General features: G+C 64.9%; 19 protein-coding genes. 5 read left to right on the plus strand and 14 right to left on the minus strand.

What is annotated here, in order from left to right; all coding sequences use genetic code 11:
* Positions 1-13: 13 nt before the first annotated feature.
* The 5 genes from DEA8626_RS11040 to DEA8626_RS11060 all read right to left on the minus strand — a co-directional run bounded on the left by DEA8626_RS11040 (position 14) and on the right by DEA8626_RS11060 (position 5,969).
* Positions 14-505, minus strand: coding sequence for an Hcp family type VI secretion system effector (locus tag DEA8626_RS11040; RefSeq protein WP_108853014.1), 492 nt, complete (start codon positions 503-505; stop codon positions 14-16).
* A 70-nt stretch (positions 506-575) separates the two neighbouring features.
* A complete protein-coding gene (gene tssC / locus DEA8626_RS11045) occupies positions 576-2,084 on the minus strand; it encodes a type VI secretion system contractile sheath large subunit (protein WP_181366411.1) in 1,509 nt (502 codons plus the stop codon).
* A 2-nt stretch (positions 2,085-2,086) separates the two neighbouring features.
* Positions 2,087-2,620: a type VI secretion system contractile sheath small subunit gene (gene tssB, locus DEA8626_RS11050; RefSeq protein ID WP_108853018.1), complete on the minus strand. Its 534-nt coding sequence runs from the start codon at positions 2,618-2,620 to the stop codon at positions 2,087-2,089.
* A 15-nt stretch (positions 2,621-2,635) separates the two neighbouring features.
* Positions 2,636-3,799, minus strand: a complete 1,164-nt coding sequence (locus DEA8626_RS11055; RefSeq protein WP_108853020.1) for a type VI secretion system protein TssA — start codon at positions 3,797-3,799, stop codon at positions 2,636-2,638.
* 73 nt (positions 3,800-3,872) lie between these two features.
* A complete protein-coding gene (locus DEA8626_RS11060; protein WP_108853022.1) occupies positions 3,873-5,969 on the minus strand; it encodes a serine/threonine protein kinase in 2,097 nt (698 codons plus the stop codon).
* 153 nt (positions 5,970-6,122) lie between these two features.
* Between DEA8626_RS11060 and tssH the strand changes: the two genes are divergently transcribed.
* The 5 genes from tssH to DEA8626_RS11085 are packed head-to-tail and all read left to right on the plus strand — an operon-like array spanning position 6,123 to position 12,938.
* Entirely contained in the window at positions 6,123-8,882 is a 2,760-nt protein-coding gene (gene tssH / locus DEA8626_RS11065; RefSeq protein ID WP_108853024.1) for a type VI secretion system ATPase TssH, read from the plus strand.
* A 10-nt stretch (positions 8,883-8,892) separates the two neighbouring features.
* Positions 8,893-9,984 (plus strand): DUF2169 family type VI secretion system accessory protein, encoded by a 1,092-nt coding sequence (locus DEA8626_RS11070; RefSeq protein WP_108853026.1) that lies wholly within the window; start codon positions 8,893-8,895, stop codon positions 9,982-9,984.
* The gene (locus DEA8626_RS11075) at positions 9,981-11,012 is read left to right on the plus strand and encodes a 3-oxoacyl-ACP synthase (protein WP_108853028.1); all 1,032 of its coding nucleotides are present in this window, start codon (positions 9,981-9,983) and stop codon (positions 11,010-11,012) included. The genes DEA8626_RS11070 and DEA8626_RS11075 overlap by 4 nt, the downstream gene beginning before the upstream one ends.
* Entirely contained in the window at positions 11,012-11,995 is a 984-nt protein-coding gene (locus DEA8626_RS11080) for a DUF4150 domain-containing protein (protein WP_108853030.1), read from the plus strand. Before DEA8626_RS11075 ends, DEA8626_RS11080 begins: the two co-directional genes overlap by 1 nt.
* Before the next feature lie 16 nt (positions 11,996-12,011).
* Complete coding sequence (locus DEA8626_RS11085) at positions 12,012-12,938, plus strand: hypothetical protein (RefSeq protein WP_108853032.1); 927 nt, start codon at positions 12,012-12,014, stop codon at positions 12,936-12,938.
* Here DEA8626_RS11085 and DEA8626_RS11090 read toward each other — a convergent pair.
* The 9 genes from DEA8626_RS11090 to murD all read right to left on the minus strand — a co-directional run bounded on the left by DEA8626_RS11090 (position 12,935) and on the right by murD (position 20,097).
* Positions 12,935-13,288, minus strand: a complete 354-nt coding sequence (locus tag DEA8626_RS11090; RefSeq protein WP_108853034.1) for a hypothetical protein — start codon at positions 13,286-13,288, stop codon at positions 12,935-12,937. The genes DEA8626_RS11085 and DEA8626_RS11090 overlap by 4 nt on opposite strands.
* A 1-nt stretch (position 13,289) precedes the next feature.
* On the minus strand, positions 13,290-13,712 hold the full coding sequence (locus tag DEA8626_RS11095) for a DUF6484 domain-containing protein (RefSeq protein WP_108853036.1): 423 nt from the start codon (positions 13,710-13,712) through the stop codon (positions 13,290-13,292).
* A gap of 93 nt (positions 13,713-13,805) precedes the next feature.
* A complete protein-coding gene (locus tag DEA8626_RS11100) occupies positions 13,806-14,054 on the minus strand; it encodes a DUF2484 family protein (RefSeq protein ID WP_108853038.1) in 249 nt (82 codons plus the stop codon).
* Positions 14,051-14,305, minus strand: a complete 255-nt coding sequence (locus DEA8626_RS11105; protein WP_181366412.1) for a DUF2484 family protein — start codon at positions 14,303-14,305, stop codon at positions 14,051-14,053. Before DEA8626_RS11105 ends, DEA8626_RS11100 begins: the two co-directional genes overlap by 4 nt.
* 54 nt (positions 14,306-14,359) lie before the next feature.
* Entirely contained in the window at positions 14,360-15,766 is a 1,407-nt protein-coding gene (gene murC, locus DEA8626_RS11110) for a UDP-N-acetylmuramate--L-alanine ligase (RefSeq protein WP_108853042.1), read from the minus strand.
* On the minus strand, positions 15,763-16,860 hold the full coding sequence (locus DEA8626_RS11115) for a UDP-N-acetylglucosamine--N-acetylmuramyl-(pentapeptide) pyrophosphoryl-undecaprenol N-acetylglucosamine transferase (RefSeq protein WP_108853044.1): 1,098 nt from the start codon (positions 16,858-16,860) through the stop codon (positions 15,763-15,765). Before DEA8626_RS11115 ends, murC begins: the two co-directional genes overlap by 4 nt.
* A complete protein-coding gene (locus tag DEA8626_RS11120; protein WP_108853046.1) occupies positions 16,860-18,026 on the minus strand; it encodes a peptidoglycan glycosyltransferase FtsW in 1,167 nt (388 codons plus the stop codon). Before DEA8626_RS11120 ends, DEA8626_RS11115 begins: the two co-directional genes overlap by 1 nt.
* A 112-nt stretch (positions 18,027-18,138) precedes the next feature.
* Complete coding sequence (locus DEA8626_RS11125) at positions 18,139-18,612, minus strand: GFA family protein (RefSeq protein ID WP_108853048.1); 474 nt, start codon at positions 18,610-18,612, stop codon at positions 18,139-18,141.
* A gap of 72 nt (positions 18,613-18,684) precedes the next feature.
* The gene (murD, locus tag DEA8626_RS11130; RefSeq protein WP_108853050.1) at positions 18,685-20,097 is read right to left on the minus strand and encodes a UDP-N-acetylmuramoyl-L-alanine--D-glutamate ligase; all 1,413 of its coding nucleotides are present in this window, start codon (positions 20,095-20,097) and stop codon (positions 18,685-18,687) included.
* Positions 20,098-20,204 lie beyond the last annotated feature (107 nt).

Consider the following 20,204-nt stretch of genomic DNA (forward strand, 5'->3'; position numbering starts at 1 on the left):
GGCCAGACCGGATTCAGGCGCCGGCCACGACGTCGTATTCCATCTCGTGCTCGTCGCCACCCGAATGATCGTCGGCCTGGACGACATATTTGACGTTCAGCTGTTCGCACGAGAACGAAACGGTCTCCATGATCATGTCGCTGTCACTCTCCTCCGGCCCGCTCTGCGACATCGCGTAGCTGGTGATGATGCATTTGCTCAACGTCACCGTCAGATAGTCGAGGTGGGCATCGCCGGAATCCTTGCGTGCCATGAACACGATTTCATCGAACGACTTTCCCTTCAGACAGGCAAGGTGGAGGTAGGGCGAGGCGGCGTCGTACCACTTGTGCACCACGAAATCGGTCAGCGAGGCGCGACCGCGCGTCCGTCCCGAGCCCGTCGCGGCGGAAGCCGACTGCGACGCGGACCAGGACACGCCGAAGACGTCGATTTCACCTTCGTGGCCATCGCGCTTGGATTCTCCGTCGATGTCGGGAACCTTCAAATACCCAGTAAATGCCATTTTCCGTTCCTTTCAGCTCAAATGATCCGGATCATTGCTCCGGCGGGTCCCATGATGTGGTGGCGTGCGGTCAGGTTCCCTTCACAGAGGGCAGTTCCGAGACGAGCCTGAGGCTCGCGTTGATGCCCTCCAACTGGTAATGCGGGCGCAGGTAGAACCGCGCGTTGTAATAGCCTGGCCGACCCTCGACACTGTCGACCTGTACTTCGGCCGCGGCAAGCGGGCGTTTGGCCTTCTGCTTGTCGTCTGCCATGGCCGGGTTGGCCAGCACGTAGCGGTTGATCCACTCGCTGAGCCAGACCTGCATGTCGGAGCGTTCCTTGAACGTGCCGATCTTGTCGCGCGCGATCGCCTTCAGATAGTGGGCGAAGCGGCTGACCGGGAAGAGATAGGGCAGGTTCGCCGATAGCCGCTCATTGGCCTGTGCGTCGGGATCGACGAGCCGCCCGGCCCGAGTTTCGTCGTCCTGCAGGCTGTGCGCCCCGATGAAGGCCGCGATGTCGGTGTTCTTGCGGTGCAAGATCGGCATCATGCCGAGCTTCGCAAGTTCTGCCTCGCGGCGGTCGTCGATCGCAATCTCGGTCGGGCATTTCATCGCCACGGACCCGTCGTCCGTAGGGAATGTATGGACCGGCAGGTTGATCACGGTGCCGCCCGATTCCACGCCTCGGATCTGCGTGCCCCAGCCGAAGAGCTTGTGGCTCCGGTTGATGTTCACGCCCATCGCGAAGGCGGCGTTCATCCAAACGTAGTTTTCGTGGTTGCCCTCGAGTTCCTCCTCGAAGGCGAAGCCCTTCACCGGCACGGTCGCGGCACCATAGGGCAGCCGGGCGAGCACGCGCGGCATCGTCAGGCCGATATAGCGGCTATCCTCGCTTTCCCTGAGCGACTGCCAGCTCGCGTAGTCGGGCGAGGAAACGATCTGCTGCAGGTCCTGTGGATTCGGCAGCTCCTGCCAGCTCTCCATGCGGAAGAGCTGCGGCGCGGCGGCCGCGATGAAGGGCGCATGAGCCGACGCGCACACGCCCGAGAGATTCCGGAGAAGCCCCACGTCGCGGGGGTGGTGCGAGAACTCGTAGGCGCCAATGAGGCAGCCATAGGGCTCTCCGCCGAACATCGAGTATTCCTCGGTATAGAGCTTCTTGAAGGCCGGGGACTGGTCCCACATCTGGCCTTCGAAATCCTCAAGCTGGTCGGCGAGTTCGTCCTTGGTGATGTTCAGCACCCGGATCTTCAGCTTCTGATCCGTCTCGGTGTTGTTCACGAGATAGTGGAGCCCGCGCCAGGTGCCCTCGATCTGCCGCACTTCGGGCGCGTGCAGGATTTCGTTCATCTGGGTCGTGAGCATGCTGTCGATGCCGGCGATCAGCGACTTGATCGACTTCACGGCATTGCCCGAAATCGTTGCCGTGCCGGAGCGCTCCTTCGCGGCCAGCGCGAGGTTCTGGACAAGCTTCTGCAGCTTCTCGCTGTCGTCCTCCTTGACGCGGAAATCTTTCTCGAGGAGGCCGCTGAACTCGCCGAGATCTACGGCTTCGGCTTCGGCGGCGGCACCTTCGGCCTTCTTTGCGTCTGCCATGATCAGCCCTCCGCTTCGCCGGTTTTCATCGCCTCGTCGGCAACCTGCGCGAGAAGCGGTTCATTGTTGAGAAGCTGGGCGATGCGCTTTTCGGCATTCACCTTCCCATCCATGTAGCCCAGAAGCTCCTCGAGCTGGCGGCGCATCTTCAGAAGCTCGGCGAGCGCGGGGACCTGCTCGGCCACCTTGTCGGGGGCGAAATCGCCCATGTTCTTGAAGGTGAGGTCGACGAACATCTCCTCGTCACCCTCCTCGCCCTCCTTGACCGGCATCTTGTTCGGCACGCGCGCCTTCACGCGGGGGCTGAGCGCCTCCATAAACTTGCCGAAGCGCCCGGCATCGACCTCGACGAACGAACGTTCGCCCGCCGACTTCTGCGCCTCTGCCGTTTCCGAGGCGCCTGCAAGATCGGCCATGACCCCCATTACGAAGGGCAGTTCGATCGTCGTCGGGCTGCCGTAGTGCTCTACGTCGTAGGCGATCTGTACCCGCGGGGCGCGGTTGCGTTCGATAACCTTTGCCTTGCTCTCGCTCATCTCTCCCGTTCTCCCTTATTTGGACTTCTCGTCGGGCGCGCCCGCCACGTTGCGGAATTCCTTCATTCCCGAGGGCGCGATTTCCTCCATCAGTTCGATGAAATTCATGGGCACCATCTTGCGCACCCGCCGTGCCAGATGCGGGATCGGCGAGGACGGCTCGGTGCGTTCGTAAAAGTCGATGATCATGTCGAGGCAACGCTCCACATCGCGGCGCGAGTTGATCTGGCCGGGCACGCTCGAAGCCGCCGGCGATGCTGGCTCCTTGCGCTCGGGCAGCGCCGGATCGGCCCCGTTCGGCTTCTTGGGCGTGGACGCCATCTCGATCTCCTTTGGCGCTGGCGCACCGGTCGTTGCGGCTTCTTCCTTCTCAACGATCGCGAGCGTTGCCGCGACGCGTTCGAGGAACGTGCCGAGTGCCTTGAAGCGGATGCTGCTGCCGTTCTCGGCGATCCGCGCATCGAGCGTCTGTTCGAGTTTGCCAAGCGCCTCCTCTGCAGCGGCGACGTCGTTCACCAGCGCCTGCAAGAGTTCGGGTTGTTCGGCGGCCGTGGCGCGGCAGGCGGTCGTCACGCGCTGCACGCGCGTCTCGTGGGCGGCCATGAGGGCGGCCTTTTCAGCCTCGCCGAGGCCCGAGGGCGCTTCGGACAGGATCGTGGTCCGCTTGAGCGTTCCGGCGGCCAGATCGGCGCCCGAGACAGCTCCCACACCGCGCGGCTCCAGCACCGTGTTGAACTGAAGGTCACCGAGGATGCCGTTGTCGTCGTTCTCAATCTGGTAGAGCGCGTTGATCCGGCGCACCGCAGCCTCGCGCGCAGAGGAACTGTCGCGGAGCGCCGGATGAAGCTCGTCCCAGTTGCGCTCGACCGTCTCGGCGAGCAGGGTCAGACCCGCGCCCAGCCCGGCAAAGCCAGCTTCGTTCGCGACGGCCCGCGCGACGATCACCAGAAGCCTGAGGTCGCGTCCCTCTCCGGCGAGCGCACTCGCATCCTCAAGAAGCGCGCCCCAGTCAAGCGCGACGGCACCGGTGCCGCCGGCGTTCAGGTCGCTCAGACGATTCTCGCGCGACGCCGGCTCAAGCAGCCGCTCGATCGCATGAAATCGCGGATCGTTGCGTAACTCAGCCCCGGAAGGATCCGAACCATCTACCGGAGCGAGGAACGTCTCGAGGTCCCGCATCGCCCCCGCCTTTCAAAGCCAATTGAAATCAAGCATGTCTATGGTGGTCAGTTTTGCACCTTTTGACCTTACGTCAAGGTCTGGAATCCAGTAGTCGGCTGGCCACTCCGATAATGTTTCCGGGCTGTTCCGACTGGATTTCAGTCAAAGACTCGACGAAGGAGGCGATGGATTCGCTCGTCGGCCCGCGCATCTTGAACAGATTGCTTTTCGACAGGATCGCGACGATCTCGCTCTTGCCGAAATCGCTGTCCGAGATGCGCATGGCCATAAGGCTGTTGTCCTGCCGGAACTCGTCTATCGAATGCAGAACACGAACGCGCCGGACGCCGTTCTCGACCTGGCCGAGCGCGTCGATCTTCTGTTCCTCGGAGCCCATGTTGGGCAGGAGGTTGAAGACCTTGCCTGTGTTGTCGACGAGGACGACCCAGAGCGAGGCAGCCGCCAGCCCGGCGGGCGCGTGCACCTCGACGATGGGGTTCTCTCCGGCGCGATAGATGCCTGAGAGGTTTGCCGCCCCGGTTGATCCGTCGCCGAACCAGATCGACAAGGCGTTGGAGGGCACGATGGGCAGGACTTGCCGCACGTTGCAGAGATCGGCGTTAAGCGCCGTCGTCTCGACCGCGACACGCCGGTCGCCCACCGCCTCGCTGAGCCGCGCGACGATCCGCGCTGCGGTGTCCTCGGTGGTTGTGAAGCCGGTAACCCGCACCGTATCGCCGAGCGCATAGGATCCGCCTTCAGCCCGATCGATCGTGAGCGTCCCGCAATCGGCCAGTCCCTTGAGAATACCCGCGACCGCGTCCGCCTCCAATACTCGTGGCCCGGCCGCGATCTTCGCCGCCAGCGCGATATCGTGGCGTCCGGCCCAGGCGTCGAGTTCCGAGATGAGCGCGGAACGTTCTGCGCCCCCAGGCGCCAGACCCTGAACGACGGCCGCCCTGCCCGCCATGTCGAGACGCCAATCCTCGAGCCCCGGCATGATCGCAAACGCCTCGCCGACCGCGTCGGCCCAAGCCTCGAACGGCACGCCTTGGGCAAGGCTCAGCGCTTCGGTGCTGGGCGTCGCGCCCGTCGCCTCGGCATAGGCCGCGGCAAGGCGCTCGGCCGAGGCGGCGTCGGGCGCGTTGCCCTCGAACTGGGCGGCGCCGTCCGAAGCAGCCGCAGCGGTCAGGCGGAAGGGATCGGCAATGGGCAGCGGCTCGGGGAAGAAATCCCGGTAGTTGACCGTGAAATAGGCGGCGGCCGCGAGAACGGCGAAAAGCGGGACAAGGAGCCAGCCACGGCCGCGCCGCCCTTCCCGCTTCTTCTGCGGCACTTCGAGGGCAGGTCCGCGACCGGACTTCAGCGCCGCATCAAGCCGCGCGATGATTTCCGACGCCTTCTGAGGACGGTTCCGAGGATCGGGCGCGGTCAGCCAGTCGATCAGGCCCTTCAGCGGATCCGGCACGCCTTCGGTATCTAGCGGCATTTGCTTGCGGCGCACGATCTCGCCGGGGGTGGAGCCCGCGAACGGCACGTCGCCGCGCCACGCTGCGAGGATCGAGGCGCCGAGAGCGTAGAAATCCGACCGGGTATCGGCGCGTCCGTCGACCTGTTCGGGCGCCGCATACTCGTACTTTCCGGCGAATTCGTTTCCGACGATTGTCAAAGCGCCGGCCGTTGTGTCCTTCGCAATGCCGAAATCGATGATCGTTGCGCGCTCCGCCCGACCGTCTCTGAGGATCACGTTGTCCGGCGACAGGTCGCGGTGAACGATTCCGTGGCGCTGCGCCGCCTCCAGCCCCTCGGCGACGCGATGGGCGACGATCATCAGTTCGCGCGGGTCCATCCGGCGGGATGCCATGACCTCGTTGAGCGACGGACCGTCGATGAAGTCCATCACAAGAAACACGTGCCCCTGATCCGAACGCGAACATTCGGTGTAGCGGACGACGGAGTCGTGGTGGATGTCGCGCATCTCTTCTTCGCGCTTCATCAGTTCGATGTAGTCGTCGTTGCCGGAAAACTGCTTTGACAGCGCCTTGATCGCGACCACACGACCGGTGATCTGGTTCTTGGCCCTGTAGACCTCGCCTGTGCCGCCGCGGCCGAGGACGCCCTCGATCTCGTAGGTGTTGTTCAGGACCTGCCCTCGGCGAAAGATGTCGCCCGGTATCGCATCTATCATCTGGCGCTCCTGCGGTCCGGCCCGGGCGGTCGGCTAAGCAAAACGGTCGCCTAACGGGCGATTCCAGCTTAGACTGCCCTTGGGTAAACCTACCCGTATTTTATTCGTTCGACCAACTGGCTTGAATTGATTGAAACAAGGGGGGCAGCACGGATGGCCCAACGAGGTTCTCCCGAAACGATTAAGCGAAAAGAGCTCGTCGGCAAACTCAATCCATTGTGTTTGAAGGCTTTTTCTGCCGCCGCTCAAGCCGCCAAGACGCGCGGCAACCCGTATGTGGAACTCGTGCATTTCGTCGCCGAACTGGCGCGATCGGCTCGGTCTGACTTCGAGATTCTCCTGCAGTCGGCCGGGGTCGACGAGGCGCGGCTCGAAGGTGACATAGCGAGGGCGATGGATGCGCTGCCCCACGGCGCGGGCTCCGTCGAGGAGTTCTCGGACCATATCTTCCGCGATATTCAGGAGGCCTGGACCTTCGGCTCGCTCGAATTCGGCGACGACACGGTACGGTCGGCCTATCTTTTGCTGGCCGGACTGAAGTCACCTGTGCTGGAGGCGCTTCTCTACAAGATCAGCCTGGAATTCGACAAGATCGACCCCGATGCGATGGCGGCGGTGCTGTCGGACCTGCTGGCCGAGTCCATCGAAGGCCCGGGCGATGTGGCCGAGGCCGACGCGAAGCCCAAGGCACGGCCCGGCGGGCAGTCGGCGCTGGAGCAATATTCGACGAACCTCACCGAAAGCGCGAAGGCGGGCAAGATCGACCCGGTCGTTGGCCGCGACATGGAGATACGCCAGATCATCGACATTCTGATGCGCCGGCGGCAGAACAACCCGATCCTCACCGGCGAGGCCGGGGTTGGCAAGACCGCCGTGGTTGAGGGCTTCGCGCTGAGGCTCGCCCGAGGCGACGTGCCACCGCAGTTGAAGGCGGTTGAACTGCACATGCTCGATGTCGGGCTGATGCAGGCCGGAGCGAGCGTGAAGGGCGAGTTCGAGAAGCGCCTGAAAACCGTGATCGAAGAGGTGCAATCCGCCGACCGTCCGATCATCCTCTTTATCGACGAAGCACATACACTAATCGGCGCGGGCGGGGCTGCGGGCACTGGCGATGCCGCGAACTTGCTCAAACCCGCGCTCGCGCGTGGCGAACTGCGCACTGTCGCCGCGACCACATGGGCCGAATACAAAGAGCATATCGAGAAGGACCCAGCGCTGACCCGCCGTTTCCAGGTCGTGAAGGTCGAGGAGCCCTCGGAGGAGGCCGCGATCCGCATGTGCCGGGGCATCGCCGCGGTTCTCGAAAAGCACCACAAGGTCGAGATCCTCGACGAGGCGATCGAGGCTGCAGTCACCCTGTCGCACCGCTACATCCCCTCGCGCCAATTGCCCGATAAGGCCATCAGCCTCCTCGACACCTCCTGCGCCCGCGTGGCCGTGTCCCAGCACGCGACGCCCGCCGAGGTCGAGGATATCGAGCGACGCAAGCAGGCGCTGGAGATCGAGGCGGGCATAATCGAGCGCGAGGAGGCGATCGGCATCGATGTGGCCGACCGCCGGGCCGAGGTCGAGGCGGCAACGGCTGACACAGAAGATGAGCTTTCGGCCGCAACTGCTCGTTGGGATGCAGAAAAAGCGCTTGTTGAAGGGATTCTCGACCTGCGCGCGAAGCTCCGCCAATCCGGCGTCGCGGTGGACGAGACCGGCACGGCGGGCGACTTGCCGCCCGAGGAAGAGACGCCCGGGAGCGAGGGACCAAAGGCCGAGCAGGGCGCCGAACAAGCCGAGCCTCCGCTACCACCTGCTGTTCTAAGCCCCAAGGAACGCGAGCAGGTGCTGAGTGACTTACGTGCCCGGATGGCGGCGCTCACCGAGGCGCAGGGCGAACGTCCCCTGATCCTGCCGTCCGTCGACCGCAACGCCGTCGCCTCGGTCGTGCAGGATTGGACCGGCATTCCGATGGGTCGGATGCTGGCGAGTCAGACCGAACGGGCGCTGGCGCTCGCCGGAATACTTTCGGACCGCGTCGTCGGACAGGACCACGCGATGGAGATGATCGCAAACCGCATCCAGACCTCATATGCAGGGCTCGGTGCGCCGGAAAAGCCGATCGGCGTCTTCCTCCTCTGCGGCCCCTCGGGCGTTGGCAAAACCGAAACCGCGCTAGCGCTCGCCGAGGCGCTCTATGGCGGCGAACAGAATCTCATCTCGATCAACATGAGCGAGTTCCAGGAGGCGCACACTGTCTCGACGCTGAAGGGCGCGCCTCCCGGCTATGTCGGCTACGGAAAAGGCGGCATCCTCACCGAAGCGGTCCGCCGCCGCCCCTATTCGGTGATCCTTCTCGACGAGGTCGAAAAGGCCCACCCGGACGTGCACGAGATCTTCTTCCAGGTCTTCGACAAGGGCATGATGGACGACAGCGAGGGCCGCCGGATTGACTTCAAGAACACGCTGATCCTGCTGACCTCGAACGTCGGCTCCGAGGAGATCATGGCGATGACCGAGGACGGCAAGACCAAGGCCGACCTCGACGAGCTGAACGCGAACCTCCGCGCGCCGCTCCTAAAAGTCTTTCCCGCCGCGCTTCTCGGCCGTGTCGTGACGATCCCCTACTACCCGCTTTCCGACGCAATGATCGAGGCCATCGCTGGCCATAAACTGAGATCCATTGCGAACCGGCTGCTTCACGGCCACGAGGCGGAACTCGTGATAGGTGACGGCCTCATGGAGCTCGTCAAGGCGCGCTGCACCGAGATCGAGTCGGGCGGGCGGATGATCGACGCGATCCTGACGAACACACTTCTGCCCGAACTCAGTCGTCAGGTGCTGAACCGCAAGCTCGAGGGCAGCGGGCTGTCGCGTGTCACGGTGACGGGCGGGCCTGACGGCTTCGCCTACGCGTTCGAGTGAGGCGCGACGGATGCGGATTCTGAACCAGACGCGATATGTCCACCAGTTCACCATGGGCATGGACAAGGCGGGCCGGGAATACCTGTCTCTTGTCGTGAAGGGCACATTCACCTTCCCCGAGCGGTCCTCGGACCAGCCGCGACCGGCCGAGGAACAGCGCCCGCTCGTCATGGCCGACGAGTTTACCGGCGCACCCGGCTTTTCCGCGACACTTTGGGAAAGCGACTTTGCCTTCCGCAAGCCGCGTTGCGACGTCGTGCTTCAGGGCGCAGCCCATGCGCCGGGCGGCCGGCCTGCCGAACGGGTGCGGGTTGGCGTCAAGGTCGGCGGCTGGTCGAAGCAGTTCGACGTCGTCGGACAGCGCGAATGGCGCGTCGTGGGACCCGCGATCACCGCGACGAAACCTTACCCCTTCACACGCCAGCCTTTTTCCTACGACACCGCCTTCGGCGGCCCCGACCGGTCGGACCCCGACGACAAAGCCCCTCCGGTCTACGCAGCCAATCCCGTGGGCTGCGGCTTCGGCACCGTCGGCGGCCAGGCGAAGCTTCCCGGCCAGCCGCTGCCGAACACCGAGGAGGTCGGCGAGGAAGTCACCTCACCTTATGGCAGGTACCGGCCCATGGCGCTCGGCCCCGTAGGCCGGGGATGGCCCGAGCGTCTGCGCTACGGTGGCACCTATGACGAGAACTGGGAGCGGAACATCTTCCCCTTCCTGCCCCCCGATTTCGACGAGCGCAATTTCCAGATGTCGCCCGAGGATCAGCAGGTCGCCTTCCCGAGGGGCGGCACACCCGTGATCCTCGTTGGCCTGACGCCGCGCGGCCGCGAGGAATTCCGTCTGCCCGAAACGGCGCTTCCGATCCGAGTCTTCCGGGGCCGCGAGACCTGCTTCGACGCGCGCGCGCTTCCCGACACGCTGATCTTCGATACCGAGGCGCGGATATTTATGCTTGCCTGGCGCATCTGGGTGCCGATGCGCCGCATCATTACCGAGTTCACCGAGGCCTGGATCGGTGAACCGACCCCGGCGATGCTGCGCGCCTTCGCGACCGGCAAGCGCTATGTCCGCGCCGTTTCGACCGCTGAGGAAGAAGCATGAGCGCGCTTCACATCCGCGCCGCCGGCATGGTCACTGCGGTGGGGCTCGACTGTGCGTCCTCTGCCGCCGCAATGCGCGCCCGGCTCGACGGCTTCGCCGAGACCCGATTCCTCGGCCCGGGCGGCGAGTGGCTGACCGGCGCGCCGGTGCCCCTTCCGCGCAACTGGATCGGCACCAAGCGGCTTGCCCATCTTGCCGCGGGGGCCATCGCTGATGTCTTCCGCAAGATACCCAAGGCAGAGGCCGACTACGCCCTCATCCTCTGCCTCGCCGAGAAGACCCGCCCCGGGTCCCCCGTGCGCGATGCCGACGCCTTTGTCCGCCTTCTTGGCGAGGTCGCTGACCTGCCCGGCGGAATCAAAACCCACATCGTTGCCCATGGCCGTCCCTCGGGCTTCGTGGCGCTGACCCGCGCGCGCCGCCTGCTAGCCGAGGGGAAGGCCGAACATGTTCTCATTCTCGGAGTCGACAGCTACCTGACGACGCTCACAATCGCCCACTACATCGCCGAGGAGCGCCTCCTCGGCCCCGACAATGCCAACGGCTTCATCCCGGGCGAGGCCGCGGCTGCCGTTTTGTGCTCAAAGAGCGGCCCCCTCCGCCTCACCGGCCTCGGCCTCGCCCGCGAGGAGGCGTTCATCTACAACGGGATGGACGAGGATGGCATCGACCGGCCGCTGCGCGGCGATGGGATGACCCGCGCCTATGACACGGCGATGGAAGAGGCAAATGCCGACCTCGCCCATGTCGAGTACCGCATCTCGGATCTCATCGGCGAAAGCTACTGGTTCAAACAAACGGCGCTCGCGAGCCTCCGCCTGGAACGCGGCCGGACCGCGTTTCAGGACCTCTGGAGTCCGGGCGAGAATGTCGGCAATGTGGGCGCTGCGGTCGTGCCGCTGATGCTCGGCATGGCGCTGACTGCCACAGAGAAGGGCTACGTCCCCGGCAGCCCCGTTCTTGTTGAAGCCTCTGCCGACGACGGCGCCTGCGGCGCGGCCGTCCTGCACGAAGTCAGGGGGGCCTGATGGGCGACGTCTTCGCGAACGGCCTGGAGATTTCGGGCAAGGCCGTTCAGGCCCAGACCATCGCCGCCTTCCCCGACGTCTGCTTCACGCCGCCCGAGAACCCCGCGACCCCGCCCGGCGTTCCGGTGCCCTATCCGAGCTTCGGCATGGCGAGCGATACGGAGAAAGGGACGGGAACGGTGTTCATCGGTGGCAAGACGGTGAACATCAAGAACAAGTCCGACGAAAGCCGCACAAGTGGGACAGAGGCCGGCTGCGCCGCGAAGAAGGGGGTCGTCACCTCGAAGAACACCGGGAAGAAGTACTTTAACTCCTGGTCTAACGACGTGAAGTTCGACGGAGAGCCGGTGATCCGGTTCTCGGACCTGGCGACACACAATCACGCGTCGCCGATCGGGAATACAGGACCTTGGCCGGAAATCTGCAAGGCGAACCCGGCCGTCGTCGAATGCGCGACGTTGCTGAACGACATGGACATGCAGATTCATCCTCACGGCGAGTCGCCCTGTGACACGTCCACCGATGAATCCGAGCACTACTTCGAAAACCAGATGATGCAGACCAAGCGGAAGGACGGGACCAACTACAAGCCGTGGAAGAACTATGCGACCAAGGACGCGCCTTGCGTTTGCATGCAGTCCTGGCACGAGGCCGATCACAGCAAGCCCGCTGACGCGGACGGTAAGAAGAAGGGCACGCCGCACAATCTCAAGACCACGCACATGCGCGATGCCCTGAAGAAGAACCCCAATCCGACTCTCGCCGACGCGGTCAAGGAAACCAAGGACGCGTATCGTGACAACGATCCGCGAATCAGCTCCCAACCGAAGGACAAGCAGGACGCGGCGCTGGACTGCATGGAGCTGATTCTAATGGTTTACCTCCAAGCGGTCGCCGAAGAGGTCGATGACGGAAAGGGTGGCACCCGCAAGCCCACATTCGACGAGATGAAGGCAACGCCGCTTCGCGGGGCATCATATTGATGGGGAGGAAACGCCGGTGACGGACGCGGAAAGCTTCGACGAACTCACCCCGGACCAAGTGCACATCGAAGCGATCGAAGGCTTCCATCTTGGCGGCACCCGTTACGCTGCGAGTTTCGAGCTTTCGGACCACGACGGCGAATTCTTTCGCTCCTACCTTCTAGAGGTCGATCTGGACTCAAGTCTTACCTACCGGGTCCGCCAGCGCATCGAGGACACGATCATGTCGCATGCCAGTCTCGCGAGCGACCGTCATGTCGTTCTCGAGATCGGCGGCCTGATGCACGATCTGACCCCAGAGGGCGACAGCGTCACCTCACTTCCGGAGGGCGTGCTGCGGAAGCTCTACCGTCTCGAGGGAGGGCCGCAGTATGTGGTTGGCGACGGCGGGGTCGGCTATGTCCGCGCTGCCGCCGACTGGCAACTTGTACCGCCCCTGAACGGCCTTGCGCTGCGCGACATCCACGGCCCTTCACCCGACCTCATTTACGCCTGCGGCAACGGAGGCACCCTTCTTCACCTGCGCGGCACGGCATGGGATCAGCTTGACCTGCCCGACCAACGCAATTTCATGGCGCTCGAGGTGACGGACGAGAAACTGATCCACATCGGCGGCCGCGAGGGATTGGCTCTTGCGCTTCGCGATCAGGAGTTGGTGGAGCTTTCCGCGCCGGCGCGCGACTTTTTCGCGATCCGCACGTTCAAGGGCCACCGATACTGGAGCGACGTGAACTGGGGCCTTAACATTCAGGACGATGACACTGTGGTCCCTTTCCGTGAACTGCGCCATGCCTTCTACATGCATACCTCGCCCGAAAAGTTGGTGATCTCCGGCTGGAAAGAAATCTTCGTGTTCGACGGCAAAACCTGGGATGGCTTCGAATTGGGCTATGATGGCAATATCTTTCTCAGCCGTCTTGATATGGCAGAGTATGGCGGCTAGCGACCGCTCCACCCCTGCAGTTTCGCGCCCAGATAGCGCCTGATCTTCTCCAGTTCCAGCTCCGCCACCCGCAGCCCCTCCGCCCCCGGCTGCAGCATCCTGATCACAAACAACTCGCCCGCTTCCGGATACTCCCCATACCGCTCCTCGGCGATCCTCAGCCCCTCCGCCCCTGCCACCCTGAGCCCGTCGAGATGCGCGTCGAGCCGTTCGACGACCCGCGCGATGCGTTCCTCGTCCATCTCGGGGTTCTCGTCGGGATAGAGCAGCGCCCGGTCGTAGACCGTCCACAGGAACGCCGCCTGCTCGGCGTGCTGCCTGACGATCTCCTCCAAGACCGGGACGGCCATCTCAGTTGAGGTTCACCGAACCGCCGCGGATGCGGTTCGACGCGGAGGCGTGGCTGACGAGGTAGGTGCCGCGGATCGTGACGTGGCCGTCCTTCTCCATCACGATCGACGCCTTGCCGACGCGAAGCTCGATCCGTTCGCGCGCCGTCAGCTTCACCGTCTCGCCGTCGCGGATGACGGTCGCCGTCGCGTCGCTGCGGGCGGGTTCGACGATACGGCCGACGACGAGCGGCCGGTCGCGGCGGCCGTCCTCGAACAGAAGCGCCACCTCGGCGCCGAGATCTGAGGCGGAGAGGCGCGCGAGGCTGCGGGCGGGAACAGCCCTGTCCTCGGGATTGCCCGGATACACGACGAGCGGCGCGCCTTCGTCGAAACCAAGGAGTACGCCGATCACGACGCCCTCTACGCGGTCCATGACGGCCATGGGATCACCTCCAATTTGGACTCGAGTATCCCACAGTCAGCGGATTCGACCAACAGGCGCGGCGCCCGAGCCCTCAGGCTGCACAAGAGGCCCTTACCGGACTGATTTCCGCCGCAGCCAGCGCCAGAGATAAACAAGCGGCCAGCGCAAGATCGAGGCACCGGCGGCGAGCACGATCAGGCCGATCCAGGGGCCGTTCTCAAAGGTCACCCACCCGACAATCGGGATGCCGAGCGCGATCAGAACGTAGGCCGCGCGCCAGTGCCTATCGCGCGACGGCAGTATCGCGGTCACGGTCGCGATGACTGCCCAAAGGCAGGCGAGGACCAAAGATTGGCTCACGGCTGCCCCCCTTCCCTGTCAGGCGCCGATTTCTCCTTCGCTTTCTTTATGCCATAGAGCAAGGGTTTGCGAAACATCGACACGACCGCCGCGATCGCGGCGAGCGCTACCCAGGGATTGGTTTCGACCGCGAGCCAGGCCACGAGCGCCAGCGCGGAGGCGAGAAGGATGAACCCCAGCGGCATCTGGTACCGCAACGGCAGGAAGGCAACGACCGTAGCAGCGACCACCCAGAGACAGGCGAATGCCATCGACCAGATCATAACGTCGTTTGCTTCAAGGCGGGCGAAGCCTCCACCACCGGATCAGGCCTTCAGACGGTCGGGCAGCGCGTTGGCCCAGATCGAGATCGTGCCGGCGCCGAGGCAGACGACCATGTCGCCGGGCCTCGCCTGTTCGCGGACCAGCCGCTCCAGATCGGCCTCGTCGAGGATGGCGCGGGCGTGGCGGTGGCCGTGAGCAACGAGGCCGGCGACCAGATCGTCGCGGCTCGCGCCAGGGATCGGGTCCTCGCCCGCGGCGTAGACTTCGGCGATGGCGACGACGTCGGCCTCATTGAAGCAGGTGCAGAAATCCTCGAACAGCGTCGACAGACGAGAGTAGCGATGCGGCTGATGGACGGCGATCACGCGGCCCTTCGTTGCCTGGCGAGCGGCTTTCAGGACGGCGGCGATTTCCACCGGATGGTGACCGTAGTCGTCGATGATCGTCACGCCCCCCAGAACCTCGCCCACCTTGGTGAAGCGCCGGTTCACACCACCAAAATTCGCGAGCGCATCACGGATCTCGTCCTTTTTCATGCCGAGATGGCGGGCCACGGCGACGGCGGCGAGGGCATTCGAGACATTGTGGTCGCCGGGCATGGGCAGCGTGCAGCGCTCGATCACGGAGTCCGTGCCCTCGCCTTGCAGCGCGATGTCGAAATGGGCGACCCCCGCATCGTAGGTCAGATTCACGGCACGCACGTCCGCCTGCGCGTTGAAGCCGAAGGTGATGATCCGGCGATCGGTGATGCGGCCCACGAGCGTCTGCACTTCGGGATGATCCGTGCAGCACACGGCGGCGCCGTAGAAGGGGATGTTGGAGACGAAGTCGTAAAAGCCCTGCCGAAGCTTGTCGAAATCGCCCCAGTGTTCCATGTGCTCGGGGTCGATATTAGTGACGATGGCAATCGTTGCGGGCAGCCGGTTGAACGAGCCGTCGCTCTCGTCGGCCTCGACCACCATCCACTCACCCGCGCCCGCGCGCGCGTTCGAGCCATAGGCATGAATGATGCCGCCATTGATAACTGTGGGGTCGAAACCGCCCTTGTCGAGAAGCGTCGCGACCATCGTCGTCGTCGTCGTCTTGCCGTGTGTGCCCGCGACCGCGACGTTCGAGCGAAGCCGCATGAGTTCGGCCAGCATCTCGGCCCGGCGCACGACAGGCAGGCCGCGCCGCCGCGCCTCCTCGAGTTCGGGGTTGCCCTTCTTGATCGCCGAGGAGATCACGACGACTGCCGCCTCCCCTAGATTTTCAGCCTTCTGGCCCTCGAAGAAGGTTGCCCCCAGCTTCACCAGCCGGTCGGTGATCTTCGACGCTTTCGCGTCGGAGCCCTGTACGGGGTAGCCGAGCGTGATCAGAACCTCGGCGATCCCCGACATGCCAATGCCGCCGATGCCCACGAAATGAATCGGACCAAGTTCTCCGGGCAGCTTCGTGGCGGCGTTCATGTGCTCTCTTTCGTTGTCAGGGCCTCAACCAGGGTGACGAGCCGGTCGGTGGCGTCGGGAATGCCGTGTGCGAGCGCGGCATGGGCCATGCGGACGGCGGCATCCGGGTTTTCCAGGATCGCGGCGACATGCCCCGAGAGTGTGGCGGCGTCAAGCCGGGATTCGGGAATGAGGATTGCCGCCTCGGCGGCAACGAGGCCGCGGGCATTCGCGGTCTGGTGATCATTCGCGGCGGCGGCGAAGGGCACGAGGATCGACGGCCGGCCGATGACCGAGATGTCGGCGACCGACGAGGCGCCCGAGCGCGAGATGACGAGCTGCGCGTCGGCGAGCCGGCTCGGGATGTCGGAGAAGAAGGGCGCGACCTCGGCCTTTATCCCCGCCTCGGCATAGGCGGCATTGACGCGCGCCTCGTCCTCGGGCCGGGCCTGGTGGGCAACGCGGATGCGTGTGCGCAAGGTATCGGGCAGCGTGGCGAGCGCGCCGGGCACCACATCCGAGAGCACTCGTGCGCCCTGGCTGCCACCGATGACGAGAAGACTCATCGGGTAGTCACCGGGCGGGATATAGGGTGCACCTGCACGTTCCAGGACCGCCGCGCGCACCGGGTTGCCGGTGTGGTGGCCCTCCACACCGTCAGGCAGGTCGGTCGGCCAGGTGCCACAGCCGATCCAGCGGACCCGCCTGGCGAAGATCTGGTTCACGCGGCCGAGGACGCCGTTCTGTTCGTGGATCATATGCGGCACACGCAGGATCATCGCGGCCGCAAGTGCCGGGATCGTCGGGTATCCGCCGAAGCCAACTACTGCATTTGGCCGGTTGCGCAGCATCCGCCAGACGGCCCCGATCACGCCGACTGCCAGCCGAACGGGCACCGTGAGCTTCGCTAGCGGGCCGCCGCGCGCGAAGGTCGCCGACGCGACCCGTTCGACCGTGACCGCTTTCGGATAGCCGCCCGCGTAGCGCGCACCGCGCGCGTCGGTCGAGAGCTTCACCCGCCAGCCCTTCGACACCATCGCCTCCGCGAGCGCCTGGGCGGGAAACATGTGCCCTCCGGTCCCACCGGCCGCGATCAGAAGCAAGGGCGCAGCCATCAGCGGCCCCGCTTGATGATGTAGTCCTCGATCCGGCCCTGCGGCCGCATCCGGGTGAAGGCCAGAAGCATGCCCATCGCGATGCCGCTCGCGATCACCGACGAGCCGCCGTAGCTCACGAAGGGCAACGTCATGCCCTTCGCGGGCAGGAGCCGCACGGCGACCCCCATGTTGATGAGCGCCTGGACCCCGAAGGTGCAGGCGAGCCCGGTTCCCGCGAGCCGGATAAATGGGTCACGCTCGCTCATCAGGCGGAATAGGGAGCGCGCGGTGATGACCGCATAGAGCGCGAGGATGAAGAGTACGAGGACGAGGCCGTATTCCTCGGCTGCGACCGCGATAATGAAATCGGTGTGCGCGTCGGGCAGCGACCATTTGACAGTCCCCTCGCCCACACCGACGCCAAAGATGCCGCCTTCCTGGATAGCGTTCGTGGCGTAGCCGATCTGGGTTCTGGGATCGATATCGGCAGCGAGAAACCCGTCGATCCGGCGGGCAAAGTGTTCGGATGCGTCGTAGGCGAATATGCCGCCCGCGACGACGAGTCCGGCGATTACCGTCAGAAGCACGAAAGGCGCGCCGGCCACAAAATACATCACGCCCCAGGCGAACAGGACAAGGCAGGCCTGCCCGAAATCGGGCTGAAGCGCGAGGAAGAAGACGATGACGATCGCCAGCGCGAATGAATAGAGCCGCCCCGGAGGGCCGCCGATTTCCTGGCTCGCGGCCATGAGCCAGGCGGTGAGGATGACGAAGCCGGGCTTAAGGAATTCCGAGGGCTGGAAACTGCCGAAACCAAGCGAATACCAGCGTACCGCACCTTTGCCGAAGTCGGTCCCGAACACCGGCAAGAGCGCGAGCGCCGCGAAGGCCGCGAGAAAGCCGAGGACTCCCAGGCGCCGGGCCATGTCGGGTGACATCATCGAGGCGACAAGCATCGCCACCATCGCGGCGGCGCCGAAGACGGCCTGCCTGGTGACATAATAGAACGGCTCAAGCCCATTCTTCTCGGCCAGTGGCACAGATGCAGCGAGGCCAAGAAGAAGGCCGATCCCGAAAAGAACCATCACGCCTGTAAGGGACCACTTGTCGATGGTGCGCCACCAGCGTGGAAGAACAGGCTCGCCTGCCCGCACGGGCACCGTGCCGTAGACCATCTCAGTCATGGGATACCGCCTTCACTGCCTCACTTACGCCCGTTTGCCGGGTCTCGCGGCGGAGTTTAGCCGAGAACGGACGAACGCGCTAGGGGCGGGTGAGCCGCAATTAATGGCCGGATCACGGCTTCGCCTGCCGCGCGATCAGCGCCTCGCGCCGGGCGAGGCTTTCGGGCGGCCAGTGCTCGCTTCTCCGGTAGTATTCGGGCACGGCGGGCACGCTTTCCGGCAGGGCGTACCATGGCAGCCTGGTCGCGGTGAAGATGTGGATGTCGGGCGGACATGCGGCGGGATTGTCGAGCGTGCCGACGCGGACGAAGGCCATGGCGCGGCCCGCACCCGAATAGTGCGACCAGAGGGCCACGTGACAGTCCGGGCAGCGCAGGACAATCTGGCCCTTGCCGGAGCTCGAGGGCGTGTCGATTTCTATGGGTGCGCCGGAGAGCAGTTCCACACGGTCCGCCTCGATCATTGCGTTGATCGCATGTGGACCGCCGGATTCGCGCTGGCACCAGGTGCAGTGACAGGCATGGACGAAAAGCGGTGTGTCGGTCAGCCTGTAACGGATCTTCCCGCAGGTGCAGCGTCCCTCCATTCAAGACCTCCTTTCGCAAGTGCCCCGGTCAACCCAATGTCTTTCGGCCGCGCGCAAGCAGATCGCCGCGCTTCATCCCTTCGCACGGGCGAGGAGCGCCGTCACCCGTGCGACGAAATCCTCGCCCCGCTTCTCGAAATCCGGATACTGATCGAAGCTCGCCGCCGCGGGCGCGAGAAGCACAGTGTCGCCCGGCTTAGCCTCCTGCGCAGCGCGGGTCACCGCCCTCTCCATCGTTTCGCAGATCTCGTGCGGCGTCTCCCCGAGTTGAAGCGCGAAATCGCGGGCCGAGTGGCCGATGAGATAGGCCTTCTTCACCGAGTCGAGATGGGGGACCAGAGAGGCGATCCCGCCGCCCTTGCCGAGGCCGCCAACGATCCAGCGGATATTATCGAAAGCCTGCAACGCCTTGGCCGCGCTGTCAGCGTTCGTCGCCTTGGAGTCGTTGACATAGCGGACTCCACCCACCTCGGCGACGAGCTGACTGCGGTGCGGCAGCCCTGCGAATGAGCGAAACGCCGCCTCGACGACTTTCGGCGCGAGGCCGAGCGTGCGGACAGCGGCATAGGCCGCGCAGGCGTTCTGGTGGTTGTGAGCGCCGGGCAGCCCGCTGATCTCGCGCAGGTCGATCGAGGCAACCTGCCGTCCCTTCCGCCATTCCGAGAGGAACCCCTTGCGCGCAAAGACGGACCAGCCAGGCCCGTCGAGCTTCTCGCCCGACGAGACGCGGATCACACGGTCGTCGCCCGCGCCCTGGGCCATCTGGTTCGCGAGAAACCGCCCTTCCACCTCGTCCACGCCGATGACGGCGCGGTCAGGCCCTCCCTCGGAGAAGAGCCGACGCTTGGCGGCGAAGTAGCCGCCGATGCCGCCGTGCCGATCGAGATGATCGGGCGTGAGGTTCGTAAAGACCGCGATGTCCGGGGTAAGTGCGCGCGCAAGCTCGGCCTGGTATGAGCTGAGTTCGATCACTACGACCTCGCCATCCTGCGCCGGGTCGAGGTCGAGGACACCTCGGCCGATATTTCCAGCCATCTGTGCGGGCCGCCCGGCCTCGGACAGGATGTGATGGATGAGCGCGGTCGTCGTCGATTTGCCGTTCGACCCGGTCACGGCGATTACCTTGGGCGTCTTGTCCATCCGGCCCCAGTCGCGGGTCGACCAGGACCGGAAGAAGAGCCCGATGTCGTTGTCGACCGGCACGCCCTCGGCCATCGCGCGGGCGATCAGCCGGTTCGGTTCTGGATAGAGATGCGGGATGCCGGGGGAGACCACGAGGCAGACAACCTCGTCCCAGGCGTCGCGACGGGTAAGATCGGTCAACTCGAAGCCCTGCGCCACCGCATTGTCGCGTGCCTCGGGGCTGTCGTCCCAGAGGCAGGGCTCGGCCCCACCGGCGGACAGCGCGCGCGCTGTCGCGAGGCCCGACCGGCCGAGGCCGAGCACGGCGACCTTCCTGCCTGAAAATCCCTGAACCGGAATCATGGCTCCCCCGAAACCTTGTGCCCGCGGGACAATGCCCGCTGGCCCAACGCTCCGCAAGCGTCGCCGCCCGCCCGGCCGACTGGGCCGGGGTTTACGCCGAAAGGCAG

The sequence above is a fragment of the Defluviimonas aquaemixtae genome, from assembly GCF_900302475.1.
GTDB lineage: Bacteria > Pseudomonadota > Alphaproteobacteria > Rhodobacterales > Rhodobacteraceae > Albidovulum > Albidovulum aquaemixtae.

Excerpts from the sequence above, each read along its gene's own strand:
- DEA8626_RS11040 (WP_108853014.1), bottom strand. The coding sequence starts at position 505 with ATGGCATTTACTGGGTATTTGAAGGTTCCCGACATCGACGGAGAATCC.
- tssC (WP_181366411.1), bottom strand. The coding sequence starts at position 2,084 with ATGGCAGACGCAAAGAAGGCCGAAGGTGCCGCCGCCGAAGCCGAAGCC.
- tssB (WP_108853018.1), bottom strand. The coding sequence starts at position 2,620 with ATGAGCGAGAGCAAGGCAAAGGTTATCGAACGCAACCGCGCCCCGCGG.
- DEA8626_RS11055 (WP_108853020.1), bottom strand. The coding sequence starts at position 3,799 with ATGCGGGACCTCGAGACGTTCCTCGCTCCGGTAGATGGTTCGGATCCT.
- DEA8626_RS11060 (WP_108853022.1), bottom strand. The coding sequence starts at position 5,969 with ATGATAGATGCGATACCGGGCGACATCTTTCGCCGAGGGCAGGTCCTG.
- tssH (WP_108853024.1), top strand. The coding sequence starts at position 6,123 with ATGGCCCAACGAGGTTCTCCCGAAACGATTAAGCGAAAAGAGCTCGTC.
- DEA8626_RS11070 (WP_108853026.1), top strand. The coding sequence starts at position 8,893 with ATGCGGATTCTGAACCAGACGCGATATGTCCACCAGTTCACCATGGGC.
- DEA8626_RS11075 (WP_108853028.1), top strand. The coding sequence starts at position 9,981 with ATGAGCGCGCTTCACATCCGCGCCGCCGGCATGGTCACTGCGGTGGGG.
- DEA8626_RS11080 (WP_108853030.1), top strand. The coding sequence starts at position 11,012 with ATGGGCGACGTCTTCGCGAACGGCCTGGAGATTTCGGGCAAGGCCGTT.
- DEA8626_RS11090 (WP_108853034.1), bottom strand. The coding sequence starts at position 13,288 with ATGGCCGTCCCGGTCTTGGAGGAGATCGTCAGGCAGCACGCCGAGCAG.
- DEA8626_RS11095 (WP_108853036.1), bottom strand. The coding sequence starts at position 13,712 with ATGGCCGTCATGGACCGCGTAGAGGGCGTCGTGATCGGCGTACTCCTT.
- DEA8626_RS11105 (WP_181366412.1), bottom strand. The coding sequence starts at position 14,305 with ATGGCATTCGCCTGTCTCTGGGTGGTCGCTGCTACGGTCGTTGCCTTC.
- murC (WP_108853042.1), bottom strand. The coding sequence starts at position 15,766 with ATGAACGCCGCCACGAAGCTGCCCGGAGAACTTGGTCCGATTCATTTC.
- DEA8626_RS11115 (WP_108853044.1), bottom strand. The coding sequence starts at position 16,860 with ATGGCTGCGCCCTTGCTTCTGATCGCGGCCGGTGGGACCGGAGGGCAC.
- DEA8626_RS11120 (WP_108853046.1), bottom strand. The coding sequence starts at position 18,026 with ATGACTGAGATGGTCTACGGCACGGTGCCCGTGCGGGCAGGCGAGCCT.
- DEA8626_RS11125 (WP_108853048.1), bottom strand. The coding sequence starts at position 18,612 with ATGGAGGGACGCTGCACCTGCGGGAAGATCCGTTACAGGCTGACCGAC.
- murD (WP_108853050.1), bottom strand. The coding sequence starts at position 20,097 with ATGATTCCGGTTCAGGGATTTTCAGGCAGGAAGGTCGCCGTGCTCGGC.